We start from the raw sequence: 13,799 nt of genomic DNA, 5'->3' as shown, positions 1-13,799 counted from the left end.
GGTTAAGGTTTTATCGCCGGCCGCCAAGGCCGAGCTTGCGTGCAATACGGTTGCGGCCCGAAGCGAGCCACGGGCCGGGATCGTCACCGCGCCAGAGCGCGTCGACCGCCCGCCAGCCGGACCCGGATTTGGGAACCACCGCACCCGACGCGACCGCGCCGGGATCGCGCCAGCCGAACCGGTGTTTCGGCTCCGCTGACGGGAGCGGCAGGCGCATCTGGTCGGCGAACTGCATTGCGGGCAGATTTACGCCGTTCAGCGTCGCGAGTTCAGACTGATAGTCGGTCCGGCACGCGGTCGGCTCGATCATGTAGAACGCACCCGTTTGCGCATGGCGCTTGAATTCCAGGCTGCCCATGCCCTGAAAACGCGCCGCCGCAAAAAAGGCCTGCGTGTCCGCGGCCAGCCGTGCGTGCGCTTCGGGCGCGGGCGCGCAGCCCGCAGTGCCGCCGACGCGCGGGGGCCAGCTTGCCGTCTTGTAACCCGTGTAAGCCGCAAGCATGTCGCTCTCGGCGCCGAAATAGGCGAGGCAGAAGAACACGCTGCCGTCATCCCCCGGCACATATTCCTGCGCCACGAGTTCACCCGCGGCGGCGAGCATGTCTGGAATCATCGGCGCGGCGTCGGCGGCGCTTTCGAACACGTAGGCCTTCTTGAACCGGGCCTGATAGGCGGCGACATGCTCGCTCGGCTTCACGATCAGGGGCGGCGTCAGCTGTTCAAGGAGCGCGAGGTCATCGGCGCTGCGCAGCGTCACCGTACGCGGCACGGCAAGTCCGGCGCGCGCTGCGATCGGCATGAACCGATCCTTGTTGACCATCGCTTCCACAACGTCGTGGTCCGGCATCGCGATCCGGTAACCGGGAATCCGGTCCCGGTTCGCGGCCACCGTGGCCACACCGTCCTCGCGTGTCAGGAACAGCACGGGATCGTGATCGAGCCGCGCGCGGTACGCCGCGAGCGCTTCGATGAGTCCTTCGCCAGCAAGCGGCGCCTTCGCCTTCGTGCCGTGGCGCGTTGCGGTGTAGGGCCCCATCGTATCGTCGAAGGCGTGCACGCGGATGCCCGCCGCCGCAAGCGACCGCACGACGCCAAGGCCATTCAGGCCAAGGCCGACGACAAGCGCACTTTCGTTCAAAAGCTGAGGTCTCCCCATGCCGGCGGCGCAAAATAGCCGTCCACCATTTCCTCCGTCACATCGCGAAGCGCGGCGGGGCGCCAACGCGGCGACTTGTCCTTGTCGATCAGCTGGGCGCGGATGCCTTCAAAGAAATCATGGCCAGACTTGATCGCGGAAACCAGCCGGTATTCCCGGCGCAGGCATCCCGCGAGGTCATCCCCGCGCGCCTCGCGTAGCGCACGCAGGCTGATCTTCATGCTGGTCGGCGACATTTTCATCAGCACGTCGCGCTGCGCCACGGCCCAATCGCTGCCGAGCGAGAGCGATTCCATGATCGCTTCCACCGTATCGAACGCGAAGTGCCGGTCGATCTCGTCGCGAACCGCCTCAAGCGGTGCGGGCCCGGCATCCGAATGGAACGCGTTCAGCGTCTGGGCGACATCGCCGCCCTCGGCAAGCGCGTCGGTCAGCGCAACGATCTGTGCGCTCGTACAGTGGTGCGTGCCGTATCCGGCATACATGCAGTCCGCAGCCTTGAGGCGCGCGCCGGTGAGACCGAGATAGGTGCCGACTTCGCCCGGCATCTGGGCGAGCGCGTGCGTGCCGCCCACGTCAGGGATAAGGCCGATGCCGGTTTCAGGCATGGCGAACAGCGTCTTTTCGGTGACGACGCGGTACGGTGCGTGGACCGAGACGCCGACACCGCCACCCATGCTGAAACCGTCGACAAGCGCCACATACGGCTTCGGAAACGTGCCGATGGCGAGGTTCATGCGGTATTCGTCCGCGAAGAAGCCCTCCCATTCCGAAGTGCCTTCTTTACCGGAATGGTAGAGGCCCACCACATCGCCGCCTGCGCAGAACGCCTTCTCACCCGCGCCGCGGATGATCACCACCGAAACCGTGTCGTCCACGGACCATGCATTAAGCTGACGGTGCAGCGCGAGGCACATCTCGCGATTGAGCGCGTTCAGTGCCTGCGGCCGGTTCAATGTCATCAGTCCGGCGCGGCCGCGCTTTTCGAACACGATGTCGTCGGTCATCCAGTTTCCCTCAAGTTATTCAGAATGCGCGCGGCGCAGCGGTGGAGGTCATACGCGCAAGGAGTGCGCCTTCGCCATCGAAAAGGTCCGCCTCCAGGAAGGCGATCATGCGCCCCCGCTTGATGACGCGGCCTTCCGCATAGAGTTTTCCTGCCTTGGCGGGCAGCAGGAAGCTCACCTTCATCTCGATCGTCGCCACGAAGATGCGTTTGCCCGCGTCGGCGACGCAGGCCATCTCCGCCGCGTCGTCCAGCATCGCGGCGACGATGCCGCCTTGAACCGTGCCGTTGGGGTTGCAGAACGCGGGCGTTGCGACAAACGACATGCGGACCCGCCCGGATGGGTCCAGCTCCAGAATCTCGGCGCCGAGCAAAATGCCGCTTGGCGGCAGATCGGCGTTGAGGCGCGCGAGCAATTCCTCATGCGTCGTCATAGGTTTTGCCGCGATCCCTTTGTTAGAGATAATCTACATCAAGCCCGCGCGCTGTGAGCGCGGGCACGAGCGCAGCAGACTTTTCGTCTCTCGCCGTGAAAACGGCAAGGCCCGTCGGCGCACAGCCGGTCCAGTCGGCATCGCGAAGCAGGTGCGTCACGCGGCGGGCGATCCCATGTCCGCCATGGACGAACCGCATAGGGCGCCGGGCGGCAGCGGCGAGTTCCTCCTCCACCAGCGGAAAGTGCGTGCACGCGAGAACGACGATGTCCATGTCCTCACCGCGCGGCTGCCCGGCCAGCCCCGCCATCACCGCCGCATAGCCCTCCGCCGGAACGGCTTCGCCGCGCAGTTTCGCCTCCGCCATCGCGGCAAGTTCGGGCGTTCCGTGGCGCAGCACCACGCAGTCGGACGCGAACTCGGCGGCAAGATTGTCGACATACGCCTGCCGCACTGTTGCGGGCGTGCCAAGCACGCCGATCACCTTCGTCTTCGTTGCCTCGGCAGCAGGCTTGATCGCGGGCACCGTACCCACCACCGGAACGTCGAGCGCTGCACGCACATGCGAAAGCGCGATCGTGGAGGCGGTGTTGCACGCGATGACGATCAGGCGCGGTCGATACCGCTCGGTGAGACGACCGAGCAGCGCGGGCACGCGCGCGGCGATCTCGGCCTCGCTCTTGCTGCCGTAAGGGAACCCTGCGTTGTCCGCGACATAGACCACCGGGGCCTGCGGCAACGCGGCGCGGATCGGCGCCAGCACGGAGAGGCCTCCCATGCCCGAATCGAAAACGAGTATCGGCGGACAGCTCACGACATCATTCGCGCGCGTTCGCGCCATTCGGCCGACAGGAGCTCCAGCCGCCCAAGCGCCTTCAGCGCTCCGGGGTCGGCCTTGCCCGCGCCGCCGACGATCAGGCCGAAGACGCGCGCCACAGTCCATTCGGGATGCGGGCGGTGTTCGAGCGTCAGCGCATCTCCGACTGCGACAGCGCCGGGTTCGATCACGCGGTAGTACCAACCGGAGCGGCAGCTCTTCACGATTTCGGCGACGAGCGCCGGGCGCCCCAGCCGGTGTGCCGGCTTCCAGCAGGGTTTGCGGCCTTGCGAAATCTCGACGAGCGCTGTCCCGAGCCGATAGCGATCGCCGATGCAGGCGGTGTGCTCGTCGAGACCGGTCGTCGAGATATTCTCTCCGAAAGCGCCCGCCGCGCCGAGCAGCGGCTGATCGGGCATCTTGTCCGCCCACCAGGCGTAGTGATCACGCGGATAGTGGTGGATTGCCATATCGACGCCGCCGTGGTGCACGGTATCCGCCTGTTCGTCGCCTTCGAGACCAAGCGGCTTCACGATCACCGTGTCCAGCCGGGGCGCTTTTGCGATCGCGCTCAACTCCTCGCCGCGAAGCGGCTGCGCCGTCCCGGTGAGCACGGCTTCGATGGCGAATCCCGTCATGATCCGCGCTTAGCGCCGGCGGCACACCCTGGTAAAGCCTGTGCTTCTCAAGGCGTGTATTTTCGACCATAGATGCGGCCCATGTCCCCCGTCCCGAAACCCGCCGCCGCCTACCCTGCAACCCGCCTGAGACGCCCCCGCGCACATGCCTGGTCGCGCGCGCTGTTCGCGGAAGTGACGCTCTCTCCGGCCGATTTCATCTGGCCGCTTTTCGTCACCGAAGGCAAAGGCGAGCGAACGGCGGTGCCGACGATGCCGGGCGTCGAGCGGCTCTCGGTTGATCTCGTCGCAGAGGCCGCGAAGGAAGCCGAAGGTCTCGGCATCCCCTGCATCGCGCTCTTCCCCAACACGCCCGCCGATCGTCGTACCGCCGACGGCCGCGAGGCGCTCAATCCCGACAATCTCACCTGCCGCGCGATCAAGGCCATCAAGGACGCCGCCCCCGGCATCGGCGTGCTGACGGACGTCGCGCTCGATCCCTACACGACGCACGGTCATGACGGCCTGCTCTCGGACGACGGCCGCATCCTCAACGACGAGACGATCGAGATGCTGCAGGGCCAGGCGCTGGTGCAGGCCCGCGCCGGAGCGGACATCATCGCCCCGTCGGACATGATGGACGGTCGCATCGGCGCCATCCGCAAGGTGCTGGAGGCAGGCAGCTTCCACGACGTGCAGATCATGAGCTACGCCGCGAAATACGCCTCCGCCTTCTACGGCCCGTTCCGCGATGCGGTCGGGTCGGGCGGCTTCCTGAAAGGCGACAAGAAGACGTATCAGATGAACCCCGCGAACGCCGACGAGGCGCTGCGCGAAGTCGCGCTCGACATCGCCGAGGGGGCCGACAGCGTGATGGTGAAGCCGGGGATGCCCTATCTCGACGTGATCGCCCGCGTGAAGGACGCATTCAACATCCCCGTGTTCGCCTATCAGGTCTCCGGCGAGTACGCGATGCTGGAGACCGCCGCGCGGGCCGGCCTCATCGAGCGCGACAGGATGATCATCGAGGCGCTGATGGCGTTCCGCCGGGCGGGCTGCTCGGGCATCCTCACCTATTACGCGCGCGACGCGGCGCGGCTGCTCGGATGACAGCTGCCGAGGGCACACTGTCGCGGGGATTGGCGGCGCGGCCGCTGTTCATCGCGACGATCTTCCTCGGCTCGTTCCTCCTGTTCCTCATCCAGCCGATGCTCGGTCGCATGGCGCTGCCGACACTGGGCGGCGCGCCCGCGGTGTGGAACGTCGCCATGCTGTTCTACCAGGCGATGCTGCTCGCGGGATACGTCTACGCCCATGCGATCAGCCGCATGGCGCAGCGGCGGCAGACCATCGTCCACCTCGCGGTCTTTGCCGTCGCCGCGCTCACGCTGCCGATCAGCCTCGCCGAGCTCGGCGGGCGCGAGACGCTGCCGCCGATGCTGTGGCTGCTGGCGCTGCTCGGCGCCTCGATCGGCCCGGTGTTCTTCGTCGTGGCGGCGCAGGCCCCCTTGATGCAGTCGTGGTACGCGCGTGTCGACGATCCGGCGGCGGCGGACCCCTATTTTCTCTACGCGGCGAGCAATGCCGGAAGCCTGCTCGCGCTCCTCGCTTACCCGTTCGCGGTCGAGCCCTATCTGCGCCTGAAGGAGCAGGCGTGGCTCTGGTCGGGCGGCTTCGTGGTGCTCGCGTTACTCGTCGCCTTCTGCGCCCGCCGCCCGGCGCGTGACCCGGTGCCCGCCGCAGAGGCTGCACCACCCGCGACATGGCACGAGCGCGCGGTCTGGACGGTGCTTGCCGCCGTGCCATCGGGCCTGCTGCTCTCCACGACGACGCACCTGACGACGGATATCGTCGCCGTGCCGCTGCTCTGGGTGGTGCCGCTCGCGCTCTACCTCGTCACCTTCATCGTCGCTTTCTCGATGGGCGGGGCGATCTTCGTGAAGCAGGCGAAGATGGCGGCGCCGATCCTCCTGCTGCTGCTCGGCGGCTACACGTTCCTCGCGCAGGGCGTGTTCGCGCTGCTGATGGCGCTCACCAATCTCGTGCTGCTGTTCGTTGTCGCACTGGCGCTGCACGGCCATCTCGCGGAGCGGCGCCCGCCGCCGTCGCAGCTCACCGACTACTACCTGTGGATCTCTTTGGGCGGTGTCATCGGCGGCTTCTTCTCCGCGATCGTCGCGCCACTGGTGTTCGATTGGGTCTATGAGCACCCGATCCTGCTCGTCTGCGCCGCCGCGCTGATCCCCGCAAAGCCGCTGACGAAACGCATCGGGGCGCTCTGGAAAGGTCGCAGGGGGCTGATCCTCGACATCGCGTTGCCGCTCGTCTCACTTGTCGCATCCTGGTGGGTGCACACCGAACTGATCCTCGGCGACCGCGCAGAGACCGCCGCGCCCGCGCTCGGCATCATCGCGCTGGCCGCCGTGCTTTCGATCGGGCGGCGGCTCACCTTCGCGGCCTGCTTCGGCGCGCTGATGCTCGCCCTCGGCGGCTGGCAGGCGATCGCGATCAGCCGCATCGAACTGGCGCGCGAGCGCAGCTTCTTCGGGATTTACACGATCAAGGCAGACGGCGCCCGCCTCATCCGCCAGCTTGAGCACGGGACGACATTGCACGGCGTGCAGAGCCTGATCCCGGATCTGCAAAGCGAGCCGCAGTCCTACTACGCGAAGGGCAGTGGCGTCGCCGAGGCGTTCGCGGCGCTGCCGAAGATTTCCGGTCGCTTCGCGAAGGTCGGCTATGTCGGGCTCGGTGCGGGCTCGCTGTCATGCTTCGCGCATCCCGGACAAGGCTGGACCGCATTCGAAATCGATCCCGTCGTCGTGCGGATCGCGAAAGACGAGCGGCTGTTTACCTATATCTCCCGCTGCACGCCTGACCTCCGCATCGTCATGGGGGACGCCCGCCTGTCGCTCGCGAAGGAGCCGAGGCACACCTACGATCTCCTCGCCATCGATGCCTTCACGTCGGACGCGATCCCCATGCACCTGATGACCGAGGAGGCATTCAAGGTCTATGCGGGGGCGCTGAAGCCGGATGGCGTGCTGATGGTGCACATTTCGAACCGCCATATCGACCTGCAGCCGGTGATCGCCGCGATCGCGAACGACATGGGCTGGACGGCGCGCGTGCGCGACCACACGCCCTACGACCCCGATCTTCCCGGCATCGATTATTCGCGCTCGATCTGGGTGGCGCTCACCCCAACCGAAACGCGGATGCAGGATCTAATGTACGCTGGCGGCGCAGGCCCGGCAGGATGGGAAATGCTTCGGGAACGGCCGGACCTTCAGCCTTGGACCGACGATTTCGCAAGCATCATCCCGGTGCTTAAACAGCAGTAGGTGACGTAGCAGCGGGCAGGATCAGTCCCGCGTGTAGACGCGCTTTCCCGCCAGCCATGTTTCCAGCACCTTCACCTTCCAGATGTCGCCGGGCGGCATCTTGAAGAGATCACCGTCGATCAGGATGAAGTCGGCCCACTTGCCGGGGGTCAGCGTCCCCACGCTACGTTCCTGCTGTCCCGCGTAGGCCGCGCCGGTTGTGAAAGCGGCAAAGGCCTGCTGCAAGGTCATTGCCTCGTTCGCATACCAGCCCTTCGGCGGCTGCCCATGCCTGTCCTGCCGCGTGACGGCAGCGTGCAGACCGTAAAACGGATTGGCGGGCTCCACCGGGAAGTCTGAACCGCCTGCGATGCGCGCGCCGCTGTTCACCAGCGATTTCCATGCGTAACCGCCCTTGATCCTCTCGGGGCCCACGCGATCTTCCGCCATCGCCTTGTCGGATGTGGCGTGCGTCGGCTGAATCGAGGCGATCACGCCGAGCTTCGCAAACCGAACGATGTCGTCCGGTGCCAGGATCTGCGCGTGCTCGATGCTTGGGCGCACGAGCGGTTGACCCATTTTCTGAATGTCCGCGAAGGCATTCAGCACCTCGCGGTTCGCCTTGTCGCCGATGGCATGGATGTTCACCTGAAAGCCACGCATGGAAGCCGAAGCAATCAGGTTACGGAGCTGCGCGCCCTCCATGATCATCAAGCCGGTGTTCTCGGGATCGTCGCTGTACGGTTCCAGCATCGCCGCGCCGCGTGAACCGAGCGCGCCGTCCGCCAGCAGCTTCACGGTATTGAGCGCGAGGCGGTCCCCATAAAGCCAGCCGGTCGGGCCCTTGGGTGCGATCGCACGCAGCGTGTCGGCACCGTCCGCCATGGCGGAGATGCGCGCGGTCAGCTTTCCGTTTTTCGCGAATTGCTCGTAAAGGCCCCATGTCGCCCGATCGATCCCCGCGTCATGTACGCCGGTCAGGCCCACCGATGCGATGATCTGCAGCGCCGTTTCCAACGCGGCGACGTTTTCCGCTTCTGTCGGGACCGGCAGTTTCTTCTCGACAAGGGTCATGGCCGTGTCGATCAGCACGCCGGTCGGCTTGCCATTCGCATCGCGCTCGATGCGTCCGCCTGCGGGATCGGGGGTTTTCGCGGTAATGCCGCTCGCCTTCAACGCGGCCGAATTCGCCCAGCCCGCATGACCGTCGACACGCGCCAGCCAGACCGGGCGGTCTGCCACGGCAATGTCCAGCTCTTCCGCAGTGGGAAAACGATCGAGCCCCCAACGCACCTGGTTCCAGCCGCGGCCCACGATCCACGCCCGTTCCGGCATTGCCGCAGCGTCGGATGCGACCTTCGCAAGCGCCTGATCGATGCTCGTCGTGTCCGAAAGATCGGTCTGCAGCGCCATGAAGCCCAGGCCCATCACATGGCCGTGCGCATCGATCAGGCCGGGAAGCAGCGTCCTGCCGCCCGCATCGACCACGTCTCCGTCCGCCGTCTCACCCGGTTTCAACAGGCGCTCGACACGCCCGTCGTCGCCGATGATGAGCCCGTCGAACTTCGCGAGGCGCCCGATATCGTCGAGCGTGTAGCCGTTCGCATTGACGATGACGGTCCGCGCGTCCGCGGCACCTGCCGAAAGGAGAGCCGCAAACGCGAGCGCGATCCGCATGGTCTTTATCCCCTGAACCGCCTGAGCAGCGAGGACGTATCCTGCCGCCCTCCGCCCATGTTCTGGACATCGGCATAGAACTGGTCAACCAGCGCGGTGAGCGGCATCGAAAGCCCAATGCTCCGCGCCTCGCCGAGCACGAGCGACAGGTCCTTGCGCATCCAGTCCACCGCGAAACCGAAGTCGTATTCGCCCTTGATCATGGTGGGCGCGCGGTTCTCCATCTGCCAGCTCTGCGCCGCGCCCTTCGAGATCACGTCCACCACGGCATTGGCATCGAGCCCCGCTTCCATCGCGAAGTTCATCGCCTCGGCAAGACCCTGCAAAACGCCCGCGATACAAACCTGATTGACCATCTTGGTGAGCTGCCCCGCCCCGGCCGGTCCCATCAGGCCGATGCGCTGCGCATAGGCCTGCATTACCGGCTCACCATGCGCGAAGCTCTCCGCATCGCCGCCCACCATGACCGTCAAGCGGCCGTTCTCGGCGCCAGCCTGACCGCCCGAAACCGGCGCATCGAGCACGCCGATGCCGCGTGCCGCGCCCGCTTCGGCAAGCTCGCGCGCGATGGCGGCGGAAACGGTGGTGTGGTCGATGTAAAGGCTGCCCGGCGCCATTGTGCTGAACGCACCGTCCGGCCCCAGCGTCACGGCGCGCAGATCGTCGTCGTTGCCGACGCAGGTGAGCACAACCTCGGCGCCCTTCGCGGCCTCGGAAGGCGTTTCCGCAAACGCGCCGCCGTTCGCGGCGACCCAAGCTTCAGCCTTCGCACGTGTGCGGTTGTAGACGGTGACGTCGTGACCCGCCGCCTTCAAATGCCGCGCCATCGGCCCGCCCATCACACCCATTCCGAGAAATGCGACCCGCGCCATCGGCAGACTCCTGTTCAATCCGTTCGCGCGGCTTGGTAGCCGCTGTTTGCCTCAGCTTCCAGATCGGCTATGGCGCCGATGCAAATTTCGTAAGTCAGGATGACCAAATGGGCGATTCTCAGGGTGTGGCGGCTTTGCCGGTGACGTTTGCCGATATCAAGGCAGCGCACATGGCGATCATGCCGCACATCATCCACACGCCCTGCCTGAAATCGCGTACGCTGTCCGATATCGTCGGCGCAGAGGTGTGGCTGAAGTTCGAAAACCTTCAGTTCACCGCCGCCTACAAGGAGCGCGGCGCGCTCAACACGCTGCTTTCGCTTACCGAAGCGCAGCGCAAGAAGGGCGTGATCGCAGCTTCGGCCGGCAACCATGCGCAGGGCATCGCCTATCACGGCACGCGCCTCGGCATACCCACCACGATCGTGATGCCGCGCTACACACCCGTGGTGAAGGTGCAGCAGACCGAAAGCCACGGCGCGACGATCGTGCTCCACGGCGACAACTTCGACGAAGCCTATGCCCGCGCACGCGAGCTGGAGGTCGAGCGCGGGCTCACCTTCGTGCATCCGTTCGACAATCCCCTGGTGATCGCCGGGCAAGGCACAGTCGCGGTCGAAATGCTCGAGGACGCGCCGAAGATTGACACGCTGGTCGTGCCGATCGGTGGCGGCGGGCTCATTTCCGGCATGTCGATCGCGGCGCGCGCGATGCGGCCCGATGTCGAGATCGTGGGCGTGCAAGCCGCGCTCTATCCCTCGATGGCCGCGAAGATGAAGGGCGAAACCCTACCCTGCGGCGGCGACAGCATCGCCGAAGGCATCTCGGTCAAGGAACCCGGCACGATCACGCAGGGCATCGTCCGTCAGCTCGTGAAGGACATTCTGCTCGTTGACGAGTCGAAGCTCGAACAGGCGACCGCGATGCTCCTCAACATCGAAAAGACGGTCGTCGAAGGCGCCGGCGCCGCGGGTCTCGCCGCGCTCCTCGCCTACCCGGAGCGTTTCAAGGGCCGCGTTGTCGGCCTGCCTCTTACCGGGGGCAACATCGACACGCGCCTGCTTGCAAACGTCCTGCTCCGTGATCTTGCCCGCGCCGGCCGTCTTGCGCGGCTGCGTATCCGGCTCAACGACCGGCCGGGCCAGCTTTTCGGCGTCGCGCGCATCTTCGACGACATGCAGGTCAACATCGTCGAAGTGTATCACCAGCGCGTGTTCACGAACCTGTCGGCGAAGGGCATCTATGCGGACATCGAGTGCGAGACCCGCGACCGCGACCATCTCGATCGCCTGATCGAGACGCTCAAGGAAAGCGGCTACGAGGTGTCTTCGGTCGAAATCGCCTGAGGCGCGCAATGGCATCGATCTGCGTTCTCACGTCGGACGGCCGGTTCGAAGAGTTCGTGTCACGCGCTGCCGAAGAGCTCCGCGCACGGCTTGGCGACGCGGTTCATTTCCAGCCGTGGACGGCGCCGCTCGTTGCGGACTACGGGCTTGTCCTGCCGCTCCTTGCCTGGGGCTACCAGTCGCGCGGCAGCGAATGGTCCGCAGCGCTCGACGCGTGGGAGGCCGCAGGCATCCCGATCGCGAACCCGGTGCCGCTGATGCGCTGGAACACGGACAAGCGCTATCTCTTCGATCTGGAAGCGAAGGGCGTGCCGGTGATTCCCACGGCTTTCGCACCGGCGCTTTCGGAATCGGATATCAGCGATGCCCGCGCCCGCTTCGGCGACACGGTCATCGTGAAGCCCCCGGTGTCAGGCGGCGCGGATGGCACTTACCGCTTGGCGCCCGGCGATCCCGTACCTGCGGACGTCGCGGGCAGCCCCATGCTGATCCAGCCGATGATGGCGGCGATCGCCACGGAGGGTGAATACTCGCTGTTCTATTTCGGCGGCGCTTTCAGCCATGCGATCCTGAAAGTGCCGTCCGCCGGCGACTTTCGCGTGCAGGAGCAGTTCGGTGGGCGCGAAATCACCGTCGAGGCCCCCGAAGACGCCCGCGCGGTCGCCGAAGAGGCGCTCCGCGCGGCGCCCGGCGAAGCGCTCTACGCCCGCATCGACATGGTACGCGGCGCCGATGGCGCATTGCGGCTGATGGAGCTTGAGCTGATCGAGCCCTCGCTGTTCCTGTCACACGCCCCCGACGGCGGAAAACTCTTCGCAGACACGCTTAGCGCCCGCTTAACCTCCGCTCGCTAAACTCGGCCCACCATGGCCAGCCGTCCTTTCCGTACCGCAGCGAACACGCGCCCCGTTATTCGGCGGCGCGCACGCCAGGCGCCGCGCGGCGTCCGGCCCGTGAACGTGCAGTGGAAGGTCGCCTACGCCGACTTCGCAACCGCGATGATGGCATTCTTCATGCTGCTCTGGCTCATATCGAGTTCGGAAAAGGTCTCACTGCAGGGCATCGCCGACTATTTCACGCCCTCGGTCGCGGCGCCCGCAGCCGGTGCGGCGGCCGAGGGCGATGTTGCGTTTGCAAGCGGTGGACCCGAGCCGATTTCGCTCGCACCGAGCGACAAGACCCGCGCGAGATCAGACGCCCTGCTCCGCGATATCCGCACGGCCTTCGCCGCCGATCCCGATCTCGCCCCGCTTGCCGACAACGTCATCCTCGAACCCGCAGCGGAGGGCATACACATCCAGCTCACCGACACCGCCCTGCGCCCGATGTTCGCGGAGCGCAGCGCCGTACCACTGGCCCCCGCCGCGTATCGCGCCATCGCCGCGCGTATCGGCAGCCTGCCGAACCGCATCGCCGTCGAAGGCCACACCGACAGCGCCGGGGAGGGAGACGACTGGCAGCTTTCCGCTCGCCGCGCGCTCGCCGTGCGCGATATCCTCGCGTCGAGCGGCGTGCCGGCGGACCGCTTTGCCGCCGTGACGGGCCGCGCCGGAAGCCAGCCACTGCTGCCGGATGCTCCAGCCCGGCCCGAGAACCGGCGCATCACGATCATCCTGCTCGACGAGCCGCCCGCCCTCGCCCCGCGCGCTGGGCGACGAGCCGTGCAGGCGACGCCTTCCCAAACCGGCAACATCGCACCATAATTCGCAGCCGTGACAGACCAGACGTTCCGATTCCCGCGATTTTTCGTGACGGCGCCAAGCCCCTGCCCCTATTTGCCGGGCAAGCTGGAGCGCAAGGTCTTCACCGAACTGCGCGGCGAGGATGCCGTGGAGCTGAACGAAGCGCTCTCGCGCATCGGCTTCCGGCGCAGCCAGAACGTCGTCTACCGCCCGAGCTGCGAGGGCTGCAACGCCTGCGTTTCCGTGCGCGTCCTCGCGCCGCGGTTCGCACCGAGCCAGACGCAGCGCCGCATCATGCGCCGCAACGACGATATCGAGGTCAGCATCTGCGAACCGTGGACGACGCCCGAGCAGTTCGATCTGCTCCGCGCCTACCTCGGCCAGCGTCATCCCGAGGGCGGCATGACGCGCATGGACGCCTACGACTATGCCGAGATGGTCGAACAGACGCCGGTCAACACGCTCGTCATCGAGTATCGCGAGCCGATGGCGGATGGCCGCCAGGGGCGCCTGATCGGCTGCTGCCTAACGGATCGGCAGGCGGACGGGCTGTCGATGGTCTACAGCTTCTTCGATCCTGCGCACCCCACGCGCTCGGGGCTCGGCACCTTCATCATCATGGATCACATTCGGCAAGCCGCCGCTGCCGGGCTCGATTTCGTCTATCTCGGCTACTGGATCGAGGGCTGCGAGCGGATGAACTACAAGACCCGCTTCCGGCCGATCGAGCGACTCACGACGCGCGGCTGGAAGTCCGTGGAGGCGTCCGCAAGCTTCGCCTGAACGAAATGTGCCGAAAATGCGGCAGGCTGAATGGAACCGCATAACCGTCCGCGCGAAGGGGCGGTTCATCGCCGCGGCGGTTGTCT

The 13,799-nt window shown here is 66.3% G+C and carries 13 protein-coding genes; 6 read left to right on the top strand and 7 right to left on the bottom strand.

All coding sequences use genetic code 11. The features are described from left to right. Positions 1 to 10: 10 nt before the first annotated feature. From DFR51_RS05895 to DFR51_RS05875, 5 genes are read right to left on the bottom strand one after another with little or no spacing between them, the layout of a single operon-like run. Positions 11 to 1,138, bottom strand: coding sequence for a carboxylate--amine ligase (locus DFR51_RS05895; protein ID WP_121048052.1), 1,128 nt, complete (start codon positions 1,136 to 1,138; stop codon positions 11 to 13). Further along, positions 1,135 to 2,163, bottom strand: a complete 1,029-nt coding sequence (locus tag DFR51_RS05890) for an enoyl-CoA hydratase/isomerase family protein (RefSeq protein ID WP_121048051.1) — start codon at positions 2,161 to 2,163, stop codon at positions 1,135 to 1,137. Before DFR51_RS05890 ends, DFR51_RS05895 begins: the two co-directional genes overlap by 4 nt. A 19-nt stretch (positions 2,164 to 2,182) precedes the next feature. Continuing rightward, positions 2,183 to 2,596, bottom strand: coding sequence for a PaaI family thioesterase (locus tag DFR51_RS05885; protein ID WP_121048050.1), 414 nt, complete (start codon positions 2,594 to 2,596; stop codon positions 2,183 to 2,185). 22 nt (positions 2,597 to 2,618) lie between these two features. Beyond that, the gene (gene murI, locus DFR51_RS05880) at positions 2,619 to 3,437 is read right to left on the bottom strand and encodes a glutamate racemase (RefSeq protein ID WP_121048049.1); all 819 of its coding nucleotides are present in this window, start codon (positions 3,435 to 3,437) and stop codon (positions 2,619 to 2,621) included. After that, the gene (locus DFR51_RS05875) at positions 3,407 to 4,051 is read right to left on the bottom strand and encodes an MOSC domain-containing protein (protein WP_121048048.1); all 645 of its coding nucleotides are present in this window, start codon (positions 4,049 to 4,051) and stop codon (positions 3,407 to 3,409) included. The genes murI and DFR51_RS05875 overlap by 31 nt, the downstream gene beginning before the upstream one ends. A gap of 72 nt (positions 4,052 to 4,123) precedes the next feature. On the opposite strand from DFR51_RS05875, the gene hemB reads away from it, so the two are divergent. Both hemB and DFR51_RS05865 read left to right on the top strand, forming a co-directional pair. Beyond that, complete coding sequence (hemB, locus tag DFR51_RS05870; protein WP_121048047.1) at positions 4,124 to 5,140, top strand: porphobilinogen synthase; 1,017 nt, start codon at positions 4,124 to 4,126, stop codon at positions 5,138 to 5,140. Next, positions 5,137 to 7,374 carry a spermidine synthase gene (locus tag DFR51_RS05865; protein ID WP_121048046.1) on the top strand — a complete coding sequence of 746 codons (2,238 nt, stop codon included), beginning with the start codon at positions 5,137 to 5,139 and terminating at the stop codon, positions 7,372 to 7,374. The genes hemB and DFR51_RS05865 overlap by 4 nt, the downstream gene beginning before the upstream one ends. Before the next feature lie 21 nt (positions 7,375 to 7,395). Here DFR51_RS05865 and DFR51_RS05860 read toward each other — a convergent pair whose 3' ends face one another. Together DFR51_RS05860 and DFR51_RS05855 are read right to left on the bottom strand one after the other, a co-directional pair. Further along, on the bottom strand, positions 7,396 to 9,030 hold the full coding sequence (locus DFR51_RS05860) for an amidohydrolase (protein ID WP_121048045.1): 1,635 nt from the start codon (positions 9,028 to 9,030) through the stop codon (positions 7,396 to 7,398). A gap of 5 nt (positions 9,031 to 9,035) precedes the next feature. Then, positions 9,036 to 9,902 carry an NAD(P)-dependent oxidoreductase gene (locus DFR51_RS05855; RefSeq protein WP_121048044.1) on the bottom strand — a complete coding sequence of 289 codons (867 nt, stop codon included), beginning with the start codon at positions 9,900 to 9,902 and terminating at the stop codon, positions 9,036 to 9,038. A gap of 107 nt (positions 9,903 to 10,009) precedes the next feature. On the opposite strand from DFR51_RS05855, the gene DFR51_RS05850 reads away from it, so the two are divergent. Genes DFR51_RS05850 through DFR51_RS05835 form a run of 4 tightly spaced genes read left to right on the top strand, consistent with a single transcriptional unit; the run spans position 10,010 to position 13,713 of the window. Continuing rightward, complete coding sequence (locus tag DFR51_RS05850) at positions 10,010 to 11,248, top strand: threonine ammonia-lyase (RefSeq protein ID WP_121048043.1); 1,239 nt, start codon at positions 10,010 to 10,012, stop codon at positions 11,246 to 11,248. Positions 11,249 to 11,256: 8 nt separating this feature from the next. Then, complete coding sequence (locus DFR51_RS05845; RefSeq protein ID WP_197723609.1) at positions 11,257 to 12,102, top strand: ATP-grasp domain-containing protein; 846 nt, start codon at positions 11,257 to 11,259, stop codon at positions 12,100 to 12,102. 12 nt (positions 12,103 to 12,114) lie between these two features. Next, entirely contained in the window at positions 12,115 to 12,951 is an 837-nt protein-coding gene (locus tag DFR51_RS05840) for a flagellar motor protein MotB (RefSeq protein WP_121048042.1), read from the top strand. A gap of 9 nt (positions 12,952 to 12,960) precedes the next feature. After that, positions 12,961 to 13,713 carry an arginyltransferase gene (locus tag DFR51_RS05835; RefSeq protein WP_121048041.1) on the top strand — a complete coding sequence of 251 codons (753 nt, stop codon included), beginning with the start codon at positions 12,961 to 12,963 and terminating at the stop codon, positions 13,711 to 13,713. The last annotated feature ends 86 nt before the right edge of the window (positions 13,714 to 13,799 follow it).

It is taken from the genome of Sphingosinicella microcystinivorans (genome assembly GCF_003634215.1).
GTDB classification, from domain to species: domain Bacteria; phylum Pseudomonadota; class Alphaproteobacteria; order Sphingomonadales; family Sphingomonadaceae; genus Sphingosinicella; species Sphingosinicella microcystinivorans.
Note: the sequence above shows the minus strand (reverse complement) of the source record. Positions and strands in the feature narration are given on the sequence as shown.

Coding starts and splice junctions, on each gene's coding strand:
- DFR51_RS05890 (WP_121048051.1), bottom strand. CDS start 2,163: ATGACCGACGACATCGTGTTCGAAAAGCGCGGCCGCGCCGGACTGATG.
- DFR51_RS05885 (WP_121048050.1), bottom strand. CDS start 2,596: ATGACGACGCATGAGGAATTGCTCGCGCGCCTCAACGCCGATCTGCCG.
- murI (WP_121048049.1), bottom strand. CDS start 3,437: ATGGCGCGAACGCGCGCGAATGATGTCGTGAGCTGTCCGCCGATACTC.
- DFR51_RS05875 (WP_121048048.1), bottom strand. CDS start 4,051: ATGACGGGATTCGCCATCGAAGCCGTGCTCACCGGGACGGCGCAGCCG.
- hemB (WP_121048047.1), top strand. CDS start 4,124: ATGCGGCCCATGTCCCCCGTCCCGAAACCCGCCGCCGCCTACCCTGCA.
- DFR51_RS05865 (WP_121048046.1), top strand. CDS start 5,137: ATGACAGCTGCCGAGGGCACACTGTCGCGGGGATTGGCGGCGCGGCCG.
- DFR51_RS05860 (WP_121048045.1), bottom strand. CDS start 9,030: ATGCGGATCGCGCTCGCGTTTGCGGCTCTCCTTTCGGCAGGTGCCGCG.
- DFR51_RS05855 (WP_121048044.1), bottom strand. CDS start 9,902: ATGGCGCGGGTCGCATTTCTCGGAATGGGTGTGATGGGCGGGCCGATG.
- DFR51_RS05850 (WP_121048043.1), top strand. CDS start 10,010: ATGGGCGATTCTCAGGGTGTGGCGGCTTTGCCGGTGACGTTTGCCGAT.
- DFR51_RS05845 (WP_197723609.1), top strand. CDS start 11,257: ATGGCATCGATCTGCGTTCTCACGTCGGACGGCCGGTTCGAAGAGTTC.
- DFR51_RS05840 (WP_121048042.1), top strand. CDS start 12,115: ATGGCCAGCCGTCCTTTCCGTACCGCAGCGAACACGCGCCCCGTTATT.